Here is a 23,448-nt window from a genome sequence, read left to right as displayed (position 1 = left end):
GAGGTGATAAATATGAGTGAAGAAAGAAAAGAAGTGGATGATGACGAAAAGGATATAGAAGAGTTTAAAGAAGTGATGAGCACTCTTAGGGATTTCATACCTGCAATGATAAGAGAAATTGTAGAGGCCCTTTACTCGGGACAGAGTGCAGAGGAGTTTGGCAAACAGGTGGCAAATTTTTACAAATCCTTGGTGGATGCGGGTATGAGCAATGAGCAAGCATTCACTTTGACTCAGAAATTCATGGAAAGCAGAGATGTTGTTGGCATTTTAAAGAAGATACTCTCTGAGGGAAATTGGGGGAAATGGAAGAATGAGAATGTGAATCCAGAGGAGATTGCAGAGCAGGTAATGAAAGAGGTAAACGAAGAGTTAAAGAAAGAAAAAGAGAGTTGAGGTTTTCATAATGGGACGACTGGTGTTGTATCTAACAGCATACATACCCCTCCTAATAATTACCATTATTTTTAGTTATGTGGGCTACCTTCATAAGGCAAAGAAATACAAGCGTATATTCTACAAAACCCTGAGAAAAGAAGGTGTTCCAAGAAAATCAGCTAAAGTTCTCACCGCTCAAATTAAGATCTTAAAGTTCCGAGAGCTCGTCAAATATGGAAATATAAGAAGTATCTTGTGAGGGATTTATGCACCCTGTACGGATAAAATTCTCTAAGCTCGAAATATCTCTCTCCGATTTTGATTGATTTCTCATCTGGCAATGCTATTACAACCTTTGATGTAACCTCCGAGAATTTTTTAAACGCCCTATCGTATAGCTTATAGATTCCCTCACCCATGGACGAAGATGAGCGGCCATAAGGGGGATCTGTGACAATTGCACCATAGTAACCTTCAATCTCACCAACATCCTTTTTCTCCAATATGGCCTCTAATCCAAATCTTTTGAGATTCGTCTGGGACGCCTTTAGCATTCTCTCGTCTATATCGCTCCCATACATTTTCATACCTATAAGTGCCCCTTCGATCAGTATGCTCCCTGTACCACAAAATGGGTCTAATATCCGTGCCCCTTTCTTCACTCTTGCTAGGTTTATCATCGCCCGTGCAAGCCGTGGATGCATCGTTATAGGGTAGGATATTGGAAGATTTTTTGCTCTGCGAGATTCGAAAGATTGCTCTGCAAAATCATAAAGCTCTAAGCCTACATGCAAATTTTTTCCAGCATAAACCCTTACAATGTTTCTTGGATTTTCAAGATTAACATTTCCTTCTATGCCTCTTGCAAGTGATTTTATTATCTCTCTTTCCTTCCAATTTCCATTTTTTCTTACTCTTATAGCGTAATCCTCTAATTCGATTCCCAACTCTGGAATATTACTTCCTGAGTAGATAAATTTCGATAATCTTCTCAACAATCCTGCTCTCTTTATTGGAATATAATCCTCAGCTTCTAAGATCACCACCGGATAATCCACATTTATAATTTTGCAGTTTAGTTCTTCACCCTCGCATATCCCGTTTATCTCCCCTATTGCAAAATCTATTTTTTCTCCCCACATCTCTGCGATTAATTTCATATGACTCCCTGCAACTTTGCTGCCTTTACTAGATTTTCAATCAAGCAGGCGTTTGTGACTGTACCCACGCCCCCAGGAACAGGAGTGATTTTTGCCTTCTTCTCTATACTCTCAAAATCTGCATCACCCACAATTTTGCCATTAACCACATTTATTCCCACATCGATTACAATTGCTCCCTCGTGAACCATGTCTTCCTTCAAGAATTTCGGCTTACCCACAGCCACAACGATTACATCAGCCTCCAGTGCCTTCTCCTTCAAATTCCTTGTTTTTGAATGTGCTATTGTGGGAGTGGCATCCCTGTTTAAGAGCAATAATGATAATGGTTTCCCTACCACGGGGGTGCGGTTTATAATCAAAACATCCTTACCTCTGAGCTCTGTCTCTCTTTCAAGGATTCTTATCACGGCACGAGGTGTGTTAGGAGTTAATATTTCTTCACCTAATAGCAGCTTTCCATAGTTTATGGGATTTATTCCATCCACATCTTTTATTGGCGAAATAGTGCTACGGACTTTCATAGGGTCTATGTTATCTGGCAGTGGAAAATTGACCATTATACCATGCATAGAATTATCCTCATTTAATGCTTGAATCAAATCCAGCAACTCTTTCTCACTTGCCTCCTCTAAATGATGAATTTTTCCATCAAAACCTAATTTTCTAAGCAACTTTAAATTTGAACGAGCATAAACCAAAGAAGCCTCATCCTCGCCCACAACTATATTGTGAAGCCATAATTTTTTACCTTTTGCCTCTTTTTTTGCATTCTCCCTAATCTCTTTTGCAAGGGTTTTGCACTCTATTATCATACTGAACTTTAATTTTTCAAAAGATTTTAATCTTTTGATAGATGCTCTCTCATCTTAACTACATTATCCGTTATCACGATATCTACAAGATCCTTTAATTTATCTATATTTCCGTTCAGATAATAAATTTCATCCTTGTCAGCCCAGAGCACGATTTTTAGGCCCATTCCCTTTACCCACAAAATAGTATTTTTGAACTTTTCAAAAGAGAATATTTCAATGGCGTCAATTGGCAGATTCACTGAGAATAATTTCAATTCCTTGTTTATTTGAGGAATCATTGGTAGGGTCTCTTTTTTCTCTATTAGCAGTCCAATAATCGTATCTTCGTCTTTTTTTCTAATTTCTCTCAATGCATCGATATTGAAAGATGAGAACATAACCCTATCTTCAGCTCTCCATTTCCTAACTATATCAATACTTTTTTCCACAGCATCAACATCTTTTATTTCAATGTTGATTAGGGCATTTTTCGGTAATGTGGAAAACACCTCATCTAATGTGGGCACCCTTTCTCCCTCGCCTATATCCACGCTTTTTATATCTTCTAATTTAGAATCTTTTATTTTCATATGAACTCCAGAGACCCTCTCTAAATCCTCGTCATGACTTATTATTGCATAACCATCTGAACTTAGCCAAACATCAAGCTCTATACCATCAGCTCCAGCTTTTATGGCCTCTCCAAATGATTTCAAGGTATTTTCAGGAAAATTGCTCCTGAATCCCCTGTGCCCTAAGATTATCCATTTTTTATCCCATTTGCTCATTCTTTCACCGAGTTCTTTATTGCAATTAAAGATTAAAATTTTGGTGAGAAAGTTTAAATAATGAGTGTTCAATATAACCAGCAATGGAGAAAAACATTGCCGTAATATTGGCACTTAATACCCTCACAGTTGTGTTTGGGTGGGTTATATATCTTGCAGGAGTTCCACCAAATACGAATCTGTTTATCTTTGCAGCCGAGAGTATAATGCTTCTAGGCCTGATATCTCTGGCAATTACATTTATCTATGTTTTTATGAGTGGTAATATAAATAAACTCTTCCTGCCTGCATTAATAGTTCTCGGCGGTGGAGTAATATTAACATTTTTTGCTTGGTTTATAGGAGGGCTTGTGGTTCTCATTTCGCTACTTATCTTAATTCTTAGCAAGAAGACAATGTATAAAAGATGGGAATATATAGCCCTAATATTTTCGGGATTTCTTATACTCACTATAGTACCGCCCATAGAAGCTTTTCTAAATGTATATGCTTTGAGTATGGACTACGGAGTAATTATATTCTCCGTTGCTCTCATAGTTGCAGGTCTTTGCTTACTCTCTAAGAAAACTCTGGATCTTGAAGGAAATCTGATTTTTATAATCCTGTCTATTTCATTCTTCCTTCTACCGCCCTTCCATGAAATCTTCAAAATAAAGAGCAATGGCTCCTTTGGGATATACGATAACGCTATAATAATAGCCTCCACGATTGTTTATGTCATATTTGCTGTAGGATTGATATACGCCTCTATTAAAAAAGATAAAATTATGAAAGTCATAGATGAGGGATACAAGCTTCTTGAGAGGGGTAAGTGGGAAGATGCCTACGGGCTGTTTAGGAAAATATCAGAAAATGGATACAGGGATGCCAAATTGTTTAATGGAATTGGCATAGCGCTTATGCATCTTGGAAAGTTTGATGATGCAGAAGTATTTTTGAGAGAGAGTGTTAATATGGAGGACAATGATGTTTATCTCACCAATCTTGGAAATTTGCACTATAGAAAAGGTGATGTGGATAGGGCTATGAAGATATATTCAAAGGTTCTGAAAAGAAATCCCGATTGTTATCTCGCTCTGAACAATATGGGGAGAGCTTTGATGAAGAAGGGTAAAAAAGAAGAAGCCGAGAAATATTTGAAGAAGGCGATCAAGATTAATCCAAATGGAAAAACCGCTAAAAGAAATTATAGTATGATAAACATGGAATGATTAATCCTTGGTTATTCTGTACCATTTCAGAACTTTTCGGAACTGTATGATCAGAGATTTTATTGTTAATTCTCCCATAAGCTCCCCTTTTTCATTTACAACGGGCAATCTGCGGAGTCTAAACGAGCGCATTTTATCTAATGCATCTTCAATTGTATCATTTGGATGCGCCACTATGAGCTTCTTGCACATTATATCCTCGGCTTTTCTAACATTACCAAGCAGAAGAGAGGTTAAATCTATACTTCCAATAACATAAGGCTGTATTCTTTTTGGAGCCAGTATATCTAGAAGGTCCTTTTCGGTAATTATCCCAATAACTTTCTTGCTGCCTTTCTTATCAACGATCCAAACATGCCTCCTTGCAGACATTATAGAGAGAACATCTTCAATGCTAGCGTCTTTTGGAAGAATAGGCATGTCCCAAAGATTCTTGGTCATTATATGCTCAACGGGCACGCGATAAAAGTTTTTCAGGACATATCTAATATCCTTGTGGTCTTCACTCATAAATGTTTATTGTTTACTCTGTATATAAAATCATCGCAAAGATATTTATGCCTCTTAACAATTTTCTATTGGTGATTGTTTGGGAAGTAAAGGCTCAATTTATGAGAGGGAACTCAAAGGCATACTATCAGGAGAGGATAGGATAATTTCAAAATTCAAAAAGTCCTTGGGCGAGGATTTTAGATGGTACGAAAGCTCAAAATTCAAGCCTTTTATGGTTCTTCGTGCTGCTGGCTCTTTGGGGGTGGATCTTGTTGCCATAAGGGATGATTATTCTTTTCCCATTGAAGTTAAATCATCATCAAGTAAAACTATAATTTTCACTCACTCAAGCTCTCGAGCTCAAGAACAAGCGCAGAGGTTCTTGGAAGAGTGTAAAAGCGCCAAGATACTTGGACTATACGCATTTCGTCTAAAAGGTTATAGAGGAGATCCTTGGAGAATATTTGCTCTGCCTGTGGGGGGTTTGAGTGGTAGGATTAAGCTACTATACGATATCCTTCCAAAACTCCCTGTCACGAGAGAGGGGAATTTCATACTGAAATGGGATGAAGGTATGCCTCTTGCAAAGTTTTTATCATATGTGAATCAGGAGTAGTAAAGGAGAAAAACGAAGAATATGATGTAAAGCAGGATTAGTGCAAATCCCTCAAACCTTCTTATCTTCTTCTTTATGCACATCAGGGCAGCAGCTACCGTGAATATTCCCAAGAATGTTGAATTGAAAACAATATCGTTCATAGGGACCTTTATTGGGTTAAATAGAGAGGCACCTCCCAATACAATTAGAGTATTGAATATGTTGCTACCTATTACATTTCCTACAGCAATGCCGTATTTCTTCTTTAGAGCAGCTGTTACGCTTGTGGCCATCTCTGGAAGCGAGGTTCCTATTGCTATTGCAGTAATTGCTATGATTATCTCCGGTATGTGTAAAACTATTGCTAAATTTACTGCGGATTCTACCACAACCTTAGCGCCCCAAACAATTCCTATTGCTCCGAATATGGTGTATATCCAGGACCAGAGCCAAGAATGCTCAATGGGCACACTTTCTACATCTTCCTCTCTCTTTCTAATCTCCCAAAGATATGCCCCATAAATACCTATGAATAACAATCCTGCCCACCATGCGATCTCCCTTGTTATAAGTGCAATTAAAATTAATATTCCTGTAACGGTTACTAAAATTGCAGCATCCTTTTTCACATGCTTTGAAAGAGATAATGGCATTAGAACTGCCGCGATACCTAAAACTAGGCCTATGTTTGCAATATTACTTCCTACAGCATTTCCCCAGGCAGTTACAGGATGGTTTGAGGCGGATGCAATTGTAGATACTGCAAATTCTGGAAGGGATGTGGCTAAAGCTACAAGAGTTAAGCCTATTGTATGCTGGCTGATTTTTTTATGAGCCGCTATGCTGGCAGCTCCTTCAACAAAATAATCACTACCTTTAACGAGGAGATAGATCCCAACTATGAAATTTGTGATAAGAATGAGTATAGAACTTAAATTGTGGAGCATGAGTAGGTACAATGGGATGGATATGGCAATTATGACTATATACACAATTGCACTAAATTTTTTCATCGTGGCACCTTAAACTTTCTAATGTATATTAAGTTTGAGATTCTCATTTTCTAAATTTTTCAGCAAAATATTTATATTTGCAAAAACTATTCTAAATTTGATGTCTGATACAATAAGAGATGCTTTGGATAGTATCGGGGGGATTGAGGGGGTTGAGAAAGTTGCACTTATAAGTAGGACAGGTATGTTTATAGAGGGAGATAGTTTTGATGGAGGAGATACCTTTTCTGCTATGAGTGCAATAATATTGGGTGCTGCTGAAACTGCCACGATGGGTATGGGTGCTTTAAAAAAAGTTGTTGTGCATTTAGATGATGGAAAAAATCTCATAATAACATCGGTAGGTAAAAAAGGTGTCCTCGCAGTTCTTGCAGATAGGGATGTTTATGATGAAATAGAGCAAATTAAGGGGAGATTTGAAAACTTGATTTAGATTTTTTTAAATCCCCTTTTTATCCACTCTCCCACAGCTTTCTTCACATACCTTATTGTATCCGATGTGCCTCTAGATTTACCGAAGGTTTTAACATTTTTTTTCAATATTTCCTCTATTATCTCTTCTTCTCTTTCACCGTCAACTATTATCCCTGCCTTTCCGATCTCATCTAAAAAATGGGCGTCACTTCCTGCCGTAAAGGGCTTGTGGAGAATAGCGGTAAGATTTCTTGCCCTTCGATTCGAACTTTCTTTGCACCTTCCATTAAAAACCTCTATCCCATCAAAATCGTGCCTTTTCACATTTTCCTCTCCAATTCCCGACCAGAAGCGATATGGATGAGCCGCCACGGCAATTCCCCCGCAATCGTGTATTTTTTCAATTGTCTCCTCTATGCTTAAATCCCTTTGAATCTTGCAATCTATCCCGTAAGCTAGGACATGCCCTTGTGCAGTTGAGACCTCGATACCTCTTATAACTTCTAATATTCCAAGTTTCTTGGCTTTCAAAGCACCTTTTATTTCATTATGGTCCGTTATGGCTATTGCACCAAGCCCGATTTTTTTTGCTCTTTTAAGCATATCCTTGATTGGAACCTTTCCGTCTGGAGAGTATGCGGAGTGGGTATGCATATCCACCTTCATCTTATTTTTCCTCCGGGTTTGACATACTTTACCGGAGCTATGCGAACATCGCCAATATGGAGAATAAGCGGTTTTTTATCTATGAATATGACTCCTTGCTTGCCTATCCATTCCTCTGGCACTTTAAAATCAAGTGGGTAATCTTTATTTCCCTTAGCCACTATTTTTCCATTTTCCCTTTCAATGTTTACAACCTCCATCTTCATTTTCTGGAATTTTTTGAATTTCAGTATTCCTTTGGGATTCGAATATACTCCATTCGCCTGTACTCTTGAGCCAGGAGGCACATCTCCCTGAGGAGTTAAGAAGCCCACCGTGGACTCATCCTCTCCCGCAAGGAGCATACCTTCAGATTTAATTCCCCTGAAATTGGCGGGCTCTAAATTGGCTATGATGATGAGCTTTTTGCCCAATAGCTCCTCTTTCTTGTAAAATCTCTTCAATCCAGCTATTAATGTTCTCTTCTCATCACCTAAATTTATTCTAAGCACATAGAGCTTATCGGCATTGGGATGGTCTTCAACGCTTTCAACTTCTGCCACTCGAAGGTCTATTTGCTCCCATTTCTCATATTTCTCCTCTTCTCTCTTTATTTTTTCAAATAGCACTTCCGGTTTTTTCAATTTCTCACCCACCTTCAAATTTTTTATTGCTTCTATATATTTGTGCTGGAATATGGAGTCCTCGTTTCCCAAAAATTTCCAGATTCTCTCTGATGTGAATGGAAGGAAAGGTGCTCCCAGTATGGCCAAAGCTTGCACTATTTGAAGCGAGATGTTTATTGCAGTTGCGCATTTCTCCCTATCCTCTTTACACAGGGCCCAAGGCGCTTTGCGGTCAAAATACACATTTCCATATCTTGCGAGATTGAGCCACTCCTTGAATGCCTTTTTGAGTTCTACGCTCTCCATATATTTGTTCATTTTCTTTATTGTTTGCATTATGAGTTTTATGGCTTCTCTATCAACCTCGTCAACCTCTCCCCTTGGCGGGACCTCTCCGAAATTGCGGTAGGCGAATATTAAGGCTCTATGCACGAAATTTGCAAATTTATCTATCAGCTCTTCATTTACCTTCTGGACAAAATCATCCCATGTGAAATCTGAATCCCTGCTTTCTGGCATATTAACTGTACCGTAAAATCTTATGATATCTGGATGGAAATTCTCCAGCAATTCTGGCATCCATACACCTATTCCTCTGCTCTTGGAGAATTTCTCACCTGAGAAGCGAAGGTACTCGTTTGCTACCACATTGTAAGGAAGATTTAGACCTTTGTGAGCCATTAGCATGGCTGGCCATATTATGGTATGGAAGGGAATGTTATCCTTCCCAAGGAAATAATAATGTCTTGTGTTTTCATCTTTCCAGAAAGCTTCCCAATCCTTATTGTTGCGCCTGGCCCACTCTATGCTTGCGGAGAGATAACCAATAACGGCATCAAACCACACATATATTTTCTTATTTTCAAAACCCTCTAACGGAACTTCAACTCCCCACTCCAAATCTCTCGTTATTGCTCTATCTTTGAGACCACCTTTTACAAAGTTTCTTGTGAACTTTATTACATTATCTCTCCAGTAAGTTTTGTCTTCGAGCCATTTCAGAATGGTTCCTTCCAATTTGGATAGCGCGAAAAATATATGCTCCGTTTCCCTAAATTCTGTGGGCGTACCGCAAATTACGCATCTTGGATTTATCAAATCCTTTGGATCAAGCATTCTTCCGCAGTTATCGCACTGGTCTCCGTGGGCATTTTCGTAACCGCAATATGGGCATGTGCCTACAACATACCTATCTGGTAAGAATCTCTTGCACTGAGGACAGTATGGCAGAAGCATTTTTTTCTTGTACAAGTATCCATTTTCCCAAAGGCGTAGGAAGAAATCCTTTACTATTTTCTCGTGATTTGGATGTGAGGTTCTAAAATAAAGGTCAAAGGATATGCCTAATTTTTCCATAACCTCGCTGTTTATCTTATGATATCTATCCGCTATCTCCTGCGGACTCTTTCCTTCTTTCTCTGCAGTGATTGTTATTGGAGTGCCATGCTCGTCACTGCCCGAGACCATAAGCACTTCATTTCCCTGCATTCTCTGATATCTGGCAAATATATCCGCCGGAAGATAGGCTCCAACTATATGTCCTAGATGAATGGGGCCATTAGCGTATGGCCATGCAACTCCTATAAATATACGCATAGGACCCCATATTTCCCATAGATATTTAATTTTTCCATATGCTATTTATACTTGAATCATATGCAACCATGTGTATCGCAACATTCCCACAGTGCTCACGGCAGAAGAGATAATCGATAAGATGTTTAGGCGCTCTAAGAAAGTCGAGGTGCCTTTAAGCAAGAATCGCCTTAGATTTCATAAGAATCTCAGCATTGCAAAGATTTACACTGCGAGAGATGTGGCCGTGAGCACGCTTAAGAAGTATGTGGATTCCTTTCCTTACATTAACAAACTTCATCCATTCTATCGTACCCTCCTGGATTTGCTTGTGGATAAGGATGAGTATAAGAAGGCACTTGCCTCCTTGGTTTGGGCAATGGAGAAAATAAGCGGTTTCGCCGATAAATACGCCCGCAAAATCAAGGGAGTTGGAAAGGTGGAAGAGGCCATAAAGTTCCGCAAAGAGTTCTATGGACGAACCTCCTCAATTCTCAAGCAGATTGCACCCAAACTGAGATATTTGGGACAAGTTCGCGATATAATAAGAAAATTGCCGGATATCAATCCTGAATTGCCTACAGTGGTTATTGCTGGCTATCCTAATGTTGGGAAATCAGAATTGGTATCAAAGATGAGCACTGCCAAGCCAGAGATAGCATCCTATCCATTCACCACAAAAGGAATCGTGGTTGGACATATGGAGATTCGGGGCAGAAGAGTGCAGATAGTAGACACGCCAGGCCTTTTAGACAGACCTTTGGAAAAGAGAAACAGGATAGAGAAGGAGGCAATTCTTGCATTAAAATATCTGGCAGATGTTATAGTTTTTCTCCTTGATCCTTCGGAGACATGCGGGTACAGCATGGATGAGCAACTCAAACTTCTAAAAGAGATAAAGAAGGATTTCGACATTCCGATTTTGGAGGTAGAGAACAAGGTAGATTTGCTCTGCACCGATTCCCAGCGCATCAAGATTTCTGCGAAGACGGGAGAAGGGTTGGAGAAGTTGATGGGTGAGGTTATTGCGAGGATGGAGTTGTGATTATTGTTGTGCTTTAAATATATTTTTGAATCGGAAACATTTCAAGAATAACTTAGGATTATGCGAAATGCGCATAATCCATCTGTTTTGCGAGTTATTCGGAAGTTTTATTACCCCATAACTCATTACATAGAATATGCCATTTGATAATAAAAACATTACCCCGAAAGGGCGATACGAGTTGATCGGTAAGCTTATAGAGGAGATAAAGCTCCGCAAATACTCATATCGGACAGGAAAAGCATACATTTATGTTGTTAAAAACTATCTTCGCTCCGAACTCACGCCGAGAGAGTTTCTTCTTAAGTATTATTCAGATAAGAGCAAATCCACAATTAGACAGGCATATTTCGCATTGAAATTCTTCTATCGCAATGTGCTCCACGAGAGATTTAATGAAGAGATACCCCTCGCCAAGAAGAAGGAAAAATTGCCCGTGGTACTATCTCGGGATGAGGTGAAGAGAATGATCTATGGAACTCATAATATTAAGCATCGCCTTGTTCTGATGTTTCTTTATTATGCTGGAATGAGATTGCAAGAGGTGCGAAACATCCGCTGGGAAGATGTTGAGTTTGAAAGGGAAATAATTCACATAAAGGTCGCAAAGGGAGATAAAGAAAGGGTGGTTTTCCTGCATCCAAATTTAAAGAACACGCTTGAGATTTACGGGAGGAAATCAAAGGGATACGTTTTCATGTCGCAAAGAGGAAAGAAATACTCTCCCAAATCTATTCAATTAATAGTGAAAAACGCTGCTAGAAGAGCAAAAATAAACAAAAATGTAACTCCCCACACCCTGCGGCACTCCTTTGCCACTCATCTGCTTGAAGGAGGCGCGGATATAAGGTATATTCAGCAGCTTTTAGGGCACAAGCATCTCAAAACTACACAGATTTATACTCATGTGGCAAATAAAGACATAAAGAAACTCGCTCAATTGATATAGCCGAAAAACTTTATCAACACAGCTGCTTATCCCCGCTTATGGAAGATTTGCGAGACATCATTCTCAAGTACGCGCTGCAAAATGCAATTTTGCACGGGGGTAAGGCGAATTATAAGGCAGTTATGGGTAAGATTATGGCCGAAAATCCTTCTCTGCGCTCTCGTGCCAAGGAGCTAATAGAAGAGGTTAAAAAAATAGTGGAGGAGATAAATTCTTTGAGTTTGGAGGAGCAGAAAAAAGAGCTTGAGGAAATAGCTCCCGAGCTCTTGGAAAGGAAGAAGAAGGAGGAGAGAAAGGAGCTGGAAGATCTGCCCGATGTGCAGGGCGAGGTAAGAATGCGCCTTGCTCCAAGTCCTTCGGGCCCAATGCATTTGGGCCAATCAAGAATGGCTATTCTGAACGATGAGTATGTGAAAAGGTATGGTGGCGTTCTATTTCTGAGAATCGAGGATACAAATCCTCACAATATATTGCCTGAGGCATATGATATGATTCCAGAGGATTTAGAATGGCTGGGTGTGAAGGTTCATCATATCGTTATCCAGAGCGATAGATTTGAAATCTATTATGATTATGCCAAAAAATTGCTTGAGATGGGCAAGGCATATATCACCACGGTGCCAGCGGAGGAATGGAGGAAATTGAAGAGCGAGGGTAAGCCAACTAAAGATAGAGAATTGCCTCCTGAGGAGCAGTTGGAGAGATGGGAGAAGATGCTTGCAGGCGAATACGATGAGGGAGAAGCGGTTTATGTGGTAAAAACTGATCTGCAGCATCCGAATCCTGCCATAAGGGACTGGGCCGCTTTTCGAATTATAAAGGATGTTGAGCATCCTCGCTTGGGAAATAAGTACATAGTTTATCCACTTATGAACTTCTCCGTAGCTGTGGATGATCACGAATTGCAATTGACGCATGTGCTCCGTGGCAAAGACCATCTCAACAACACTTACAGGCAGATGTACTTGTATGATTATTTTGGCTGGAAAAAGCCCGTTTACATTCACTATGGCTGGGTAACTATGAAAGATACAATACTAAAGACCTCGCTCATAAAGGAGGGCATAAGGAAGGGCGAATACATGGGATGGGATGACCCGCGTCTTGGCACATTAAGAGCATTGGCTAAGAGAGGCATACAGCCTGAGGCAATAAGAAAATACTGGGTTCAAGTGGGGTTAAAGGAAGTGGACATTGAATTCTCTTGGGATACTTTGTATGCTTATAACCGTGAGCTTGTGGATTCTAAGGCAAAGAGATACTTTTTTGTTTGGAATCCAAAGGAAGTAGAGATAAGGGGTGTGGAGAAAATAGAAGGAAAGGCGCCGTTGCACCCCAACATAGATATGGGATTCAGAGAATACAAGCTTTCCTCACCAATAAAAATTCTCGTGACAATGGATGATTGGAAAGGGATAGAAAATGGTGAGGTATTTCGTCTCAAAGATTTGTGCAATGTGGTGAAGAGAGAAGAGCATTTAGAGTATGCAGGCAATGATTTGAGTATTGTCAAGAGAGGTGCAAAGATTGTGCATTGGGTACCAGAGGATTCCCTGCCTTGCAAGGTTTACATGCCTGATGGCAAGAGTTTGGAGGGATATGCGGAGAAATATGTGGAAAACAGTATAAACGAGATTGTGCAGTTTGAAAGATTCGGATTTACAAAAATATACAAAGAGGGAGAGCTGGTGGGTTATTTTGCCCACAGATAATTATGTTACATTCACATAAGATGGGAATTTCTTAAGGAGAATGACATCTCCCACAGCTTTAACCCAGCGATAGGGTACCACAACGGGCACACCATCTTCTACGAGAAGAGGATTGCTCTTTTCCACATAGAGCCCGTATATTATTTGGTCATTCACATCGAGCAAGACATCCTTTATGGTACCCAAAAGATAACCCTTATCCGTATATATCTCAAGTCCTATAAGTTCAGTTACCTCCGTCATCATTTTAATCCCCAAGGAGTATTATCTTGCTATTATTTAAATCTTCTCACATTTAATTTAGCGCATTTGCAGAAAGAATAAATAAAGGGATGAAATATCCATCCTCATAGGTGATCAAATGAGACTTGAAGAGCATCCAGTAATAGATTTTAGTAAGAGAAGAGGTAAAAAAGTAACAATTTACTTTGAAGGTAAGCCCATCGAGGCCTATGAAGGTGAGCCCATCGCAGAAGCTTTGCATGCGGCAGGTATAAGAGTTTTAAATTATAGCACGGAGAAGCAGAGACCCCGTGGCCTATTCTGTGCTATTGGAAAATGCTCCTCTTGCTTAATGGTTGTCAATGGCATTCCAAATACGAGAACATGCATCACGCTTGTAGAGGATGGTATGAAAATTGAGAGACAGAGAGGTTCTCAGCCATTGCCCAGGGATTATAAAGCACCAAAGTGGAAGGATGCGGAGAAGCACTATGGAGATATAATCATAATTGGTGGAGGACCTGCAGGATTGATGGCTGGTATAAAGGCCGCCGAGAAAGGAGCCAAGGTTATTTTGATGGATGAGGAGCCCATTCTGGGTGGACAACTGGTGAAACAGACGCACAAGTTCTTTGGCAAGAGAGAGCAGTTTGCCGGAGTGCGTGGTATAAAAATTGCTGAAATTTTAGCGGAAGAAGCTAAAAAGAATGGGGTGGAGATTCATCTTGAAACTTCTGCTGTGGGCATATTTGATAATAATGGAGAAAAATTAGTGGTGGCGATAGAGAAGAACAAAAAGCTTCACGAGTTCCATGGCAAGGCAATTGTGGTTGCTACAGGAGCTATGGAGAAGATGATTCCCTTTGAGAATAATGATTTGCCTGGCGTGTATGGTGCAGGAGCGATACAGACCCTTATGAACACTTATGGAATTGAGCCGGGAAAGAGAGTGCTCATAGTTGGCGCAGGTAATGTTGGTGTTATACTTGCTTATCAATTAAAGCAGGCGGGAGTGGATGTAGTTGCAATCGTGGAAGCTATGCCCAAAATAGGTGCATACTTCGTTCATGCTGCAAAGGTTCGAAGGTTAGGTATACCGATTTACACTAGGCATACGATTCTCCGTGCAGAGGGAAATGAGAAGGTGGAGAGGGCAGTGGTAGCCCAAATAGATGAGCACTGGCAGCCCATACCAGGTACAGAGAAGGTTTATGATGTGGATGTTATTGCTCTTTCCGTGGGGTTGAGACCGAGCATAGAACTTTTACATCAGGCCGGTGCGCAGATCACATATGCTCGCGAGCTGGGTGGCTATGTGGTGCGTCATGATGACAGGATGGAAACAACAGTTCGTGGGCTGTTCGTTGCTGGAGATTCATCGGGTATAGAGGAAGCTACGACTGCCATGCTTGAAGGTAAGATAGCCGGCTTATCTGCTGCCTTACTCGTTGGTAAAGCACCCGTGGAGGCTTACGAAGAGATAAAGAAGGCTCAGAAGGATTTAGAAGAGTTCCGCAGTGGTCCATTTGGAAAACATATACTTGATGGTTTGAAGAAGGTGATGATAAATGACTGAAGAGTATTTGGAGAGAGGATATTTAACTTTAGAAGAGTTGAAAAAAAAGGTTGAGTTGCCCAGTGAGGAGAGATTGCAAGGAAAGCATCCCGTGGCTGTGCCCGAGTGTCCTCAGAGAATACCCTGTACTCCATGCAAAGAAATTTGCCCTGTGAATGCAATAAAGATGGATAATCCGAATGATCCTCCCGTTGTTAATTACGATAGGTGTATTGGCTGCTCTCTATGCGTTCAAATTTGTCCGGGATTGGCATTCTTCATGATTCAATATAGAGATGATAAAGCTCGTGTAACAATGCCTCACGAACTGCTCCCGATGCCAAAGAGGGGAGATGAAGTCATACTTCTTAATCGTAAAGGTGAGGAAGTTGGAAAGGGTAAAGTTGTGCTGGTAATTCCGAGAGATAAGAGTGTGGGGGATACGGCAGTGGTTACAGTGGAGATGCCAAAAGAGCTTGCTTGGGAAGTCCGTGCAATAAAGGTGGTGGTTTAAATGGTTAATAAGAGTAAGGTCATAATTTGCAGATGCAATGATGTAACCCAGAAGGATATTGAGGACCTGATAGAACAAGGGATAACGGATATTGAGTTGATTAAGAGAATCACGCATATAGGTATGGGCCCTTGCCAGGGCAGAACATGTTTGCCTCTTGTTGCGGGAATAATAGCCAGAAAGACAGGTAAGAGTTATGAGGAGATAGGCATACCTGCAACTAGAATACCTACAAAGCCTGTGCAGATGCGAATTCTGGTAGGTGATGACGATGAAGAATAAAGTTGATATTGCCATAATTGGAGGAGGAATCATTGGATTATACACAGCTTTTGAACTTGCAAAAAGAGGAGTGGAGAATATAGCAGTTTACGAAAAGAGGTATATCGGCTCAGGCTCTACTTTTAGATGCGGTACTGGAATAAGGCAGCAATTTGGCGATGAAGCTAATATAAGGATGATGAAGAGGTCAGTTGAGAAGTGGACTACCTTGGGAGATGAGATGGATTTTCCAAAATTCAAGATGGCCAAGACGGGTTATCTATTCTTGCTCTACGATGAGGAGGAGGTTAAAACTTTCAAGCGCAATGTGGCCTTGCAGAATTCCTTGGGGGTACCATCAAAGGTAATAACTCCAGAAGAGGCGAAGGAGATTGTGCCAACATTGGATATAAGCGAGGTTATAGCGGCAACATTCAATCAAACAGATGGTAAGGCGAATCCGTTCCTTGCAGTTTACGGATTAGCAAGAAAATTGAGAAAAATGGGCATAGAGATAAACGAGTACACGGAGGTTAAGGATATCATTGTCAAGGACTCTCAAGTGGAGGGAGTGAGAACTACAAAGGGAGAAATTAAAGCGGATATAGTTCTTAACGCAGCCAATGCTTGGGCTAAAATTTTCAATGAAAAATTGGGATTGAACATACCGATTGAGCCGTACAAGCATCAGGGAATAGTAAGCGAGCCGTTTAAGAAGGGTGAAATAAAACCAATGGTTGTATCTTTCAAGTATGGAGGTGCATATTTTACCCAGAAGGCAAATGGAGGCCTTATAGGAGGCATAGCCCTGAAATATGGGCCTACTTGGGATTTGACACCCACATACGAGTTCTTGCGGGAGGTATCTAGGAACTTCACGAGGATAATACCTGCTTTGAAGCATATATCAATAATAAGACAGTGGGGTGGGTATTATGCAGAGACACCTGATCATAATGCCGTTATAGGAAAGATAAAAGAAATTGAGGGCTACTATCTTGCAGCTGGATTCTCGGGCCATGGATTTATGCTTGCTCCTGCAGTTGCAGAGGGCATGGCGGAGCTAATCACCAAGGGACATACTAGTTTGCCATTTGACTTCTACGATCCCTACAGATTCGAGCGTGGAGAGTTGAGAGAACAAGCGGTTCAGATGGGATAATTTTTCCCTCTCTTTTTAGGAAATTATTAAATCCCCAATTGTAATCTCCTTTTTGATGTCCTATGTTTGAGATAGTAGATAAGAAGGTACTGGCTCCAAATATAAAGTGGATTCGAGTGAAGGCACCCTTAGTTACAAAGAATGCCAAGGCTGGGCAATTCATAGTTCTAAGGTTGCATGAGAAGGGAGAGAGAATACCTCTAACTCTCTTCAAGTGGCATAAAGAGGACGGAACAATTGAGCTCGTTTTTCAGGAGGTTGGTAAGACAACATACGAGCTAGGCTCTTATGAGCCGGGAGATAAGATAATGGACATAGTTGGGCCTCTTGGAAAGCCAACACACATTGAAAATTATGGAACTGCAGTAGTTGTAAGTGGAGGCGTAGGTGCGCCAATAGGCTATGCTGTGACTCGCGCTTTAAAAGAAGCGGGCAATCATGTGGTGAGTATAATAGGATTTAGGAACAAGCAATATGTGATTTTAGAGGATGAATTCAAGAAGGTTAGTGATGAGTTATTGATCACAACGGATGATGGTAGCTATGTGCGCAAGGGATTTACCACTGATGTTCTAAAAGAGTACCTTGCAAATGGAGGTAAGGCAGATTATGTTTTCACTGTAGGGCCTGTTATAATGATGAAGCTCATTGCAGATATAACGAAGGAGCATGGAATTAAAACAGATGCAAGCTTAAACCCAATTATGGTTGATGGTACAGGCATGTGTGGTGCCTGCCGTGTGACCGTAGGAGGAGAAATAAAATTCGCTTGCGTAGACGGTCCTGACTTCGATGCACATCAGGTAAACTTTGATGAGCTTCTAACCAGATTAACTGAGTATAGGGAAGAGGAAAGAATTGCAATGGATAGGTATGTAAAGGGGGTGCATTAAGATGGCAAAACAGATAAAGAAGAAGAGGATTGCAGTACCTGAGCAAGATCCACAGGCAAGGATTCATAATTTTAATGAGGTTGCATTGGGCTATACATTTGAATTGGCTAAAGAGGAAGCATCTCGCTGTATTCAATGCCCATATAATTTTGCCCCGTGTATTAAAGGTTGTCCTGTCAATGTAAATATCCCTGGCTTTATAAAGAAAATTCTGGAAAATGATATGAAAGGAGCGCTGGAAGTTATCCATGAAACGAATTCTCTTCCAGGCATAACAGGCAGGGTATGTCCTCAAGAGGAGCAATGTGAAATGAACTGTGTTATGGGTAAGTTGGGAGATAAAATAAATATCGGTAAACTGGAGAGATTTGTGGCAGATTATGCCAGAGAGCATGGTATTATGCCTGAAACGAAGATTGCACCAAAGAATGGAAAGAAGGTTGCCATAGTGGGCTCTGGACCAAGTGGATTAACAGCTGCCTCTGATCTTATAAAGATGGGCTACGATGTTACTGTTTATGAAGCCCTGCATGAACCGGGAGGCGTGTTGATTTACGGTATTCCTGAGTTTAGATTGCCGAAGGATATTGTGGAATATGAGGTGAAGTATCTAAAGATGCTCGGTGCAAAGATCGAGACCAATGTGGTTATTGGTAAGACTCTCAGCCTCTATGATTTGGCCAAGGAGTATGATGCAGTATTTTTAGGCACTGGAGCGGGAACGCCTAAATTTCTGAATTTGCCTGGAGTGAATTGCAAAGGAATATACAGTGCAAATGAATTCTTAACAAGGATTAACCTTATGAAAGCATACAAGTTCCCAGAGTATGACACGCCCATAAAAGTGGGAAAACGGCTTGCTGTGATTGGGGCAGGTAATGTAGCTATGGACGCAGCTCGCAGTGCTTTGCGCGTAGGGTTTGAAGAAGTTTATATTCTTTACAGGAGAACTAGGGAGTATATGACTGCTAGAGAAGAGGAGATACAGCACGCTGAAGAGGAAGGCGTAAAATTCATGTTTCTCGTCAGCCCAGTGGAGTTCATAGGAGATGATAACTGCAATGTCAAAGTTGTAAAATTAATAATGAACAAACTCGGAGAGCCAGATTCGTCTGGAAGGAGAAGACCAGAGCCGATTCCGGGCACGGAATTTGCATTGGAAGTGGATGCAGTGGTATTTGCAATAGGACAGAAACCAAATAAGGTTCTGTATCAGGAAGTGCCAGAATTGAAAACTACAAAATGGGGTACTTTGATAGTGGATGAGAAATACCGTACAACTATGCGGGGAGTGTTTGCAGGAGGAGATGCAGTGCGTGGAGAAGCCACAGTTGTGCTAGCCATGGGTGATGGAAAGCGTGCAGCCAAAGCAATTGATGAATACATAAGAACGGGTGAATGGCCTGAAGAGATAAATCAAAAAACTTTCTAATTTTTACTCTTTGGTTGTTTATTATTTTTAATTTTTTATTTGATAGTTATTATCTTAGAAATAACTTGAGGTATGAGTTATTTTAACATATGGCAATCTTTATTAAGTAAAACGCAATTATTAAAACGAATTTAGTTGGAAAGGTGACGAATATGAGCGTAAAAATTGCGAAAACAAAAATAAACGAATTTTTGACATGGATTATGGATAATTATGCTCTCTATGCTCCGGTTGAAGATGGTGTTACTAAATTTTGTAGAATAGAAAATTTGTCCAAAATATGCTTTTTTCCAAATCGTACAGATGTGTCTTTAAAGCCCATATTTTTTCCACCAGAACAAAAATTTTTCAAATGGGAGAAAGGTGATAATGGATATATTATAAGGGATTATTTGGATAAAGGAGAAAAGAAGGTTATATTTGGGGCAAGAGGTTGTGATGTACACGCTTTAAAAATTCTTGATATGTATATGAGTGGAGAATTTTCGGATCCATATTATTCCAAAAGGAGAGAGAATACCATTATAATTGGAATCACTTGTGATTATCCTCGTGATTCATGCTTCTGTACAGCCTTTGGGGGGATGGTGCCGGAGGAGTATGATCTTTGGCTTACTGATATAGGCACCCATTATTTTGTGGATATAGGCAGTGAAAATGGAAGAAAATTGATATCTCTGGATATATTTGAAGATGCAGATGAGGAGGATGAAATAAGGAAGAGGAGGAAGATTGAGAGGGTGGAGTATGAGGTTGAGAAAAGAACAAAAATAGACTTATGTGAGATAAAGAGATGCTCCCAGGAAATAAAGAAAAAGATTAACGATGAAATTTGGGATGAACTGGGAAAGATCTGTGTATCCTGTGGAAGATGCAACTTCATATGTCCGACTTGCCACTGTTTCGATGTTAGAGATATAACGAATCTTGATGGAAGTGAGGGGGAGAGGATAAGGGTATGGGATTCCTGTCATCTTTACGAGTATGCAAAGACATCCGCTGAGAATTTCAGGAAGGAACGTCACGCCAGGGTGAGGTACCGTGTATACGACAAATTTGTCTTTCCTGTAATGAGATATGGAGTCTACGCATGCACAGGTTGTGGAAGATGCACAGATGCCTGCCATGCTGGAATAAATATCCGGGAAGTTTTAAGGAGGCTGATAGAATGAATCCCTACATACCTTCAGTGGCACCAATTTTAGAGGTGAGGGACGAAACTCCAGATACAAAAACCTTCAGGATAGGGGCAGAGCTACCATTCAAGCCCGGGCAATTTGTGGAACTAAGTGTATTTGGTTATGGGGAGGCGCCTATTTCCATATCTGGAGGAGATGATGAGGCCATAGAGCTTACCATAAGGGCCGTTGGTAACGTTACCAAGAAAATACACAGGATGAAGGAGGGGGACTATGTAGGCATACGGGGGCCCTTTGGAAATGGCTGGCCCATAGAAAAGGCTGTGGATAAGAATATATTGATCATCGCAGGAGGCATCGGTCTCGCCCCCCTCAAACCTGTTGTGGAATATGTGTGTAAACATAGGGAACGTTTCAAGGATGCCACTCTTCTATATGGTGCCAGAAGGCCATCCCTTATGCTTTTCAAATACAAATTTGAAGAATGGAGGAAATATATGGATATTCTCTTAACGGTGGATGAGGCAGAACCTGGATGGGAAGGGCATGTGGGTGTTGTAACAACCCTTTGTGATAAGATAAGGCATGTGGCAGATACCATTACTTATATGTGTGGCCCGCCCATAATGATGAAATACACCTCCATGGTTCTCATAGAACTAGGTTTTCCTCCCAGTGAGATGTACCTTTCCCTGGAGAGAAATATGAAATGCGGCATCGGCATATGCGGTCACTGTGGAGTTGGAGGAGTATATGTATGCCGTGATGGGCCAGTTTTCTCTCTAAATAAGGCTCTGAGATTTATTGAAAAGCCTCATGAGGTTCAGGGGGTGTTAGATTGAATATTGGCATCATCTCATTGTCTTGCTGCGAGGGCTGCTCTGTACAGTTTTTGAATATGGAAAAGGAAATTCTGGAAATTCTCAAGTATATGGGAATAAATAATTTTAGATTGGCTAAGGAAATAAATGAATGGCCTGTGGAAATTGCTTTTGTAGAAGGTACACCTACAAACAGGGATGAAATAATAAAATTGCTGAAAATAAGAAAAGACTCAAAGATTTTAGTTGCTCTCGGAACATGTGCTGCTACGGGAGGAGTACCGGCAATAGTTAATACTCTGGAGAAGAAGGAAGCTATGAAAATTTATAACGGTGTTCCACCGAAGATACCTATAGATGCTAAACCCTTGAAATATTATGTAGATGTTGATTACATTCTTTATGGATGCCCATTTTCAAAGGAGGAATTGAAAGAATTGATAACTTCAGTTCTGCTGGGTAAGGGATTTAGAAATAAGAGATACAGTGTATGTGTGGAGTGTACCCTTAGAGAGAATGGGTGTCTTCTGGAAGAAGGATATTTATGTATGGGGCCAGTGACCAGAGCCGGATGTAAAGCGATATGTCCTTCTAATAATACTCAATGTTTGGGGTGTAGAGGGCCATATGAAGATGCTAATTTCAAAGGTCATATAAGAATTCTTCTAGAAATGGGATTTTCAAAGGATGAGATAGCTGAGGCATATTCTATATTTTCCTATGAAGAGTTGAAGGAGGTAATAGCATGGTTGAAAGAAGAATAAGAATTGAAGAAATAACAAAAATAGAAGGACATGCAAATTTAACCATTGAGATAGAGGATGAGAATTTAAAAAGGGTTATTTTTGGAGTGCATGAAGGTTCTAGGTATTTTGAGGCTTTTATGGTTGGAAAAAGTTATAAATATCTCCCGGAGTTAGCTGGTAGGATATGTGGTATATGTACCGTTGCTCATGAAATTGCTAGTGTAAGGGCTGTGGAAGATGCTTTGGGTATAGAAATTTCAGAGGAAGTTGAGGACCTAAGAAAGCTTATGTTAATAAGTTCTCATATTCAAAGTCATATCTTACATTTATATTTCTTGGCTTTACCTGATTACAGGAATGTGGAAAGTATAATAGAATTAGCCAATAAAAATGTGAATTTGGTGAAGAAGGCATTTGAACTTAAAGAAGCCAGTAATTATATGACGGAACTCATTGGAGGAAGGGCTGTGCAACCTTGTACTATAGTTCCTGGGAAAGTATCCAAGAGAATAGGTAAGGAAACTATTGAAAGGTATATAAAAAAGATGAAAGACATCTATCCCTTTCTCCTTGACACAGCGGAACTGTTCTTGTCTTTAGAGTACCCGAAATATGAAAGGGAAAGTGAATATGTTGCTCTATGGGATGGACATAGTATACCTCTCTATAAGGGGGAGATTGCCACCCTCTCTTCAATATTTGATCCTCACCAGTATCAGGAACATATAAGAGAATGGGTGGTGGAGTATTCTTCTGCAAAACATTCACTTATAGACGGAAGAGATTATATGGTGGGTGCATTAGCGAGATTAAACATAAATAGAAACCTGCGGGAGGAAGCTAGAGAATTGGCAGAGAGATACGGTGTGAGATTTCCATCTAACAGGATCGCTTGGATAAATTTAGCCCAGGCACTTGAAAATGTATATTTTGCTTTAGAGGCAATAGAGATAGCAGAAAATCTAAAAGAGTACGATCCTCATAAAATAAACATACCAAGAGTGAGTGGAGAAGGGGTAGGTGTAATAGAAGCACCAAGAGGTTTACTAATACATCATTACAAAATAAAGAATGGAAAATGTACCTATGTGAATATAATTACCCCTACAGCTATGAACACCGAGAATGTAGAGAGAAATTTAAAGGGATATATAAGTCAAATTGTGAGTAAGAATGATGAATACATAAAGATGGAAGCGGAAAAAATCATACGTGCATATGATCCTTGTATTTCTTGCTCTGTTCATGTAACGAGAATCATGTAAATATTTATCGGAAAAACACAAATATTCGATGTGCC

The 23,448-nt window shown here is 40.2% G+C and carries 26 protein-coding genes; 18 read left to right on the top strand and 8 right to left on the bottom strand.

Features of this window, described 5'->3' with window-relative positions; all coding sequences use genetic code 11:
- Positions 1-12: 12 nt before the first annotated feature.
- Both ABOO_RS00550 and ABOO_RS00545 read left to right on the top strand, forming a co-directional pair.
- Entirely contained in the window at positions 13-396 is a 384-nt protein-coding gene (locus ABOO_RS00550; protein WP_008085041.1) for a hypothetical protein, read from the top strand.
- A 10-nt stretch (positions 397-406) separates the two neighbouring features.
- Positions 407-637: a hypothetical protein gene (locus tag ABOO_RS00545; RefSeq protein ID WP_012997040.1), complete on the top strand. Its 231-nt coding sequence runs from the start codon at positions 407-409 to the stop codon at positions 635-637.
- On the opposite strand, the gene ABOO_RS00540 is transcribed toward ABOO_RS00545, so the two are convergent.
- Genes ABOO_RS00540 through ABOO_RS00530 form a run of 3 tightly spaced genes read right to left on the bottom strand, consistent with a single transcriptional unit; the run spans position 606 to position 3,123 of the window.
- Complete coding sequence (locus ABOO_RS00540) at positions 606-1,538, bottom strand: DNA methyltransferase (RefSeq protein ID WP_008085072.1); 933 nt, start codon at positions 1,536-1,538, stop codon at positions 606-608. The two genes, ABOO_RS00545 and ABOO_RS00540, sit on opposite strands and share 32 nt — an antisense overlap.
- Positions 1,535-2,353, bottom strand: coding sequence for a bifunctional 5,10-methylenetetrahydrofolate dehydrogenase/5,10-methenyltetrahydrofolate cyclohydrolase (locus ABOO_RS00535; RefSeq protein ID WP_008085046.1), 819 nt, complete (start codon positions 2,351-2,353; stop codon positions 1,535-1,537). The genes ABOO_RS00540 and ABOO_RS00535 overlap by 4 nt, the downstream gene beginning before the upstream one ends.
- 26 nt (positions 2,354-2,379) lie before the next feature.
- Positions 2,380-3,123: a glycerophosphodiester phosphodiesterase family protein gene (locus ABOO_RS00530; protein ID WP_008085098.1), complete on the bottom strand. Its 744-nt coding sequence runs from the start codon at positions 3,121-3,123 to the stop codon at positions 2,380-2,382.
- Between the two features lie 83 nt (positions 3,124-3,206).
- On the opposite strand from ABOO_RS00530, the gene ABOO_RS00525 reads away from it, so the two are divergent.
- Positions 3,207-4,334 (top strand): tetratricopeptide repeat protein, encoded by a 1,128-nt coding sequence (locus ABOO_RS00525; protein ID WP_008085056.1) that lies wholly within the window; start codon positions 3,207-3,209, stop codon positions 4,332-4,334.
- On the opposite strand, the gene ABOO_RS00520 is transcribed toward ABOO_RS00525, so the two are convergent.
- Positions 4,335-4,844, bottom strand: coding sequence for a CBS domain-containing protein (locus ABOO_RS00520; protein WP_012997039.1), 510 nt, complete (start codon positions 4,842-4,844; stop codon positions 4,335-4,337). It abuts the gene before it with no gap.
- A 79-nt stretch (positions 4,845-4,923) separates the two neighbouring features.
- On the opposite strand from ABOO_RS00520, the gene ABOO_RS00515 reads away from it, so the two are divergent.
- Positions 4,924-5,442 (top strand): PDDEXK family nuclease, encoded by a 519-nt coding sequence (locus ABOO_RS00515; RefSeq protein ID WP_008085131.1) that lies wholly within the window; start codon positions 4,924-4,926, stop codon positions 5,440-5,442.
- Here the strand turns inward: ABOO_RS00515 and ABOO_RS00510 are convergent.
- A complete protein-coding gene (locus ABOO_RS00510; RefSeq protein ID WP_008084926.1) occupies positions 5,433-6,437 on the bottom strand; it encodes a calcium/sodium antiporter in 1,005 nt (334 codons plus the stop codon). The two genes, ABOO_RS00515 and ABOO_RS00510, sit on opposite strands and share 10 nt — an antisense overlap.
- A gap of 100 nt (positions 6,438-6,537) precedes the next feature.
- Here ABOO_RS00510 and ABOO_RS00505 point away from each other — a divergent pair, with 100 nt between their 5' ends.
- Positions 6,538-6,870 (top strand): roadblock/LC7 domain-containing protein, encoded by a 333-nt coding sequence (locus ABOO_RS00505; protein ID WP_008085139.1) that lies wholly within the window; start codon positions 6,538-6,540, stop codon positions 6,868-6,870.
- Here the strand turns inward: ABOO_RS00505 and ABOO_RS00500 are convergent.
- The gene (locus ABOO_RS00500; protein ID WP_008085126.1) at positions 6,867-7,517 is read right to left on the bottom strand and encodes a PHP domain-containing protein; all 651 of its coding nucleotides are present in this window, start codon (positions 7,515-7,517) and stop codon (positions 6,867-6,869) included. The two genes, ABOO_RS00505 and ABOO_RS00500, sit on opposite strands and share 4 nt — an antisense overlap.
- Positions 7,514-9,718 (bottom strand): methionine--tRNA ligase, encoded by a 2,205-nt coding sequence (gene metG / locus ABOO_RS00495; protein ID WP_008085136.1) that lies wholly within the window; start codon positions 9,716-9,718, stop codon positions 7,514-7,516. The genes ABOO_RS00500 and metG overlap by 4 nt, the downstream gene beginning before the upstream one ends.
- A 70-nt stretch (positions 9,719-9,788) precedes the next feature.
- On the opposite strand from metG, the gene ABOO_RS00490 reads away from it, so the two are divergent.
- The 3 genes from ABOO_RS00490 to ABOO_RS00480 all read left to right on the top strand — a co-directional run bounded on the left by ABOO_RS00490 (position 9,789) and on the right by ABOO_RS00480 (position 13,403).
- Positions 9,789-10,742, top strand: coding sequence for an NOG1 family protein (locus tag ABOO_RS00490; protein ID WP_008085161.1), 954 nt, complete (start codon positions 9,789-9,791; stop codon positions 10,740-10,742).
- Between the two features lie 136 nt (positions 10,743-10,878).
- Entirely contained in the window at positions 10,879-11,691 is an 813-nt protein-coding gene (locus ABOO_RS00485; RefSeq protein ID WP_012997038.1) for a tyrosine-type recombinase/integrase, read from the top strand.
- A gap of 47 nt (positions 11,692-11,738) precedes the next feature.
- Complete coding sequence (locus ABOO_RS00480) at positions 11,739-13,403, top strand: glutamate--tRNA ligase (protein WP_187287733.1); 1,665 nt, start codon at positions 11,739-11,741, stop codon at positions 13,401-13,403.
- Here the strand turns inward: ABOO_RS00480 and ABOO_RS00475 are convergent, their stop codons facing one another.
- On the bottom strand, positions 13,404-13,646 hold the full coding sequence (locus ABOO_RS00475) for a PRC-barrel domain-containing protein (RefSeq protein ID WP_048102999.1): 243 nt from the start codon (positions 13,644-13,646) through the stop codon (positions 13,404-13,406).
- 118 nt (positions 13,647-13,764) lie between these two features.
- On the opposite strand from ABOO_RS00475, the gene ABOO_RS00470 reads away from it, so the two are divergent.
- The 10 genes from ABOO_RS00470 to ABOO_RS00425 all read left to right on the top strand — a co-directional run bounded on the left by ABOO_RS00470 (position 13,765) and on the right by ABOO_RS00425 (position 23,413).
- Positions 13,765-15,201, top strand: coding sequence for an FAD-dependent oxidoreductase (locus tag ABOO_RS00470; protein WP_008085086.1), 1,437 nt, complete (start codon positions 13,765-13,767; stop codon positions 15,199-15,201).
- A complete protein-coding gene (locus ABOO_RS00465) occupies positions 15,194-15,694 on the top strand; it encodes a 4Fe-4S dicluster domain-containing protein (RefSeq protein WP_008085172.1) in 501 nt (166 codons plus the stop codon). The genes ABOO_RS00470 and ABOO_RS00465 overlap by 8 nt, the downstream gene beginning before the upstream one ends.
- Positions 15,695-15,976, top strand: a complete 282-nt coding sequence (locus tag ABOO_RS00460) for a (2Fe-2S)-binding protein (RefSeq protein WP_012997036.1) — start codon at positions 15,695-15,697, stop codon at positions 15,974-15,976.
- On the top strand, positions 15,966-17,117 hold the full coding sequence (locus ABOO_RS00455; RefSeq protein ID WP_008085155.1) for an NAD(P)/FAD-dependent oxidoreductase: 1,152 nt from the start codon (positions 15,966-15,968) through the stop codon (positions 17,115-17,117). The genes ABOO_RS00460 and ABOO_RS00455 overlap by 11 nt, the downstream gene beginning before the upstream one ends.
- Before the next feature lie 62 nt (positions 17,118-17,179).
- Complete coding sequence (locus ABOO_RS00450) at positions 17,180-18,010, top strand: sulfide/dihydroorotate dehydrogenase-like FAD/NAD-binding protein (protein WP_008085007.1); 831 nt, start codon at positions 17,180-17,182, stop codon at positions 18,008-18,010.
- A 1-nt stretch (position 18,011) separates the two neighbouring features.
- Positions 18,012-19,442 carry an NADPH-dependent glutamate synthase gene (gene gltA, locus ABOO_RS00445; RefSeq protein WP_008085137.1) on the top strand — a complete coding sequence of 477 codons (1,431 nt, stop codon included), beginning with the start codon at positions 18,012-18,014 and terminating at the stop codon, positions 19,440-19,442.
- A gap of 152 nt (positions 19,443-19,594) precedes the next feature.
- Positions 19,595-20,614, top strand: a complete 1,020-nt coding sequence (locus ABOO_RS00440) for a 4Fe-4S dicluster domain-containing protein (protein ID WP_008085047.1) — start codon at positions 19,595-19,597, stop codon at positions 20,612-20,614.
- Entirely contained in the window at positions 20,611-21,423 is an 813-nt protein-coding gene (locus tag ABOO_RS00435) for an FAD/NAD(P)-binding protein (protein WP_008085061.1), read from the top strand. The genes ABOO_RS00440 and ABOO_RS00435 overlap by 4 nt, the downstream gene beginning before the upstream one ends.
- Positions 21,420-22,166: an NADH-quinone oxidoreductase subunit B family protein gene (locus ABOO_RS00430; RefSeq protein ID WP_012997034.1), complete on the top strand. Its 747-nt coding sequence runs from the start codon at positions 21,420-21,422 to the stop codon at positions 22,164-22,166. Before ABOO_RS00435 ends, ABOO_RS00430 begins: the two co-directional genes overlap by 4 nt.
- The gene (locus tag ABOO_RS00425) at positions 22,148-23,413 is read left to right on the top strand and encodes a Ni/Fe hydrogenase subunit alpha (RefSeq protein ID WP_012997033.1); all 1,266 of its coding nucleotides are present in this window, start codon (positions 22,148-22,150) and stop codon (positions 23,411-23,413) included. The genes ABOO_RS00430 and ABOO_RS00425 overlap by 19 nt, the downstream gene beginning before the upstream one ends.
- Positions 23,414-23,448: the final 35 nt, after the last annotated feature.

This window comes from Aciduliprofundum boonei T469 (assembly GCF_000025665.1).
GTDB classification, from domain to species: domain Archaea; phylum Thermoplasmatota; class Thermoplasmata; order Thermoplasmatales; family Aciduliprofundaceae; genus Aciduliprofundum; species Aciduliprofundum boonei.
The sequence above is the reverse complement of the archived record's forward strand: the minus strand, read 5'-3'. Positions and strand labels throughout refer to the sequence as shown.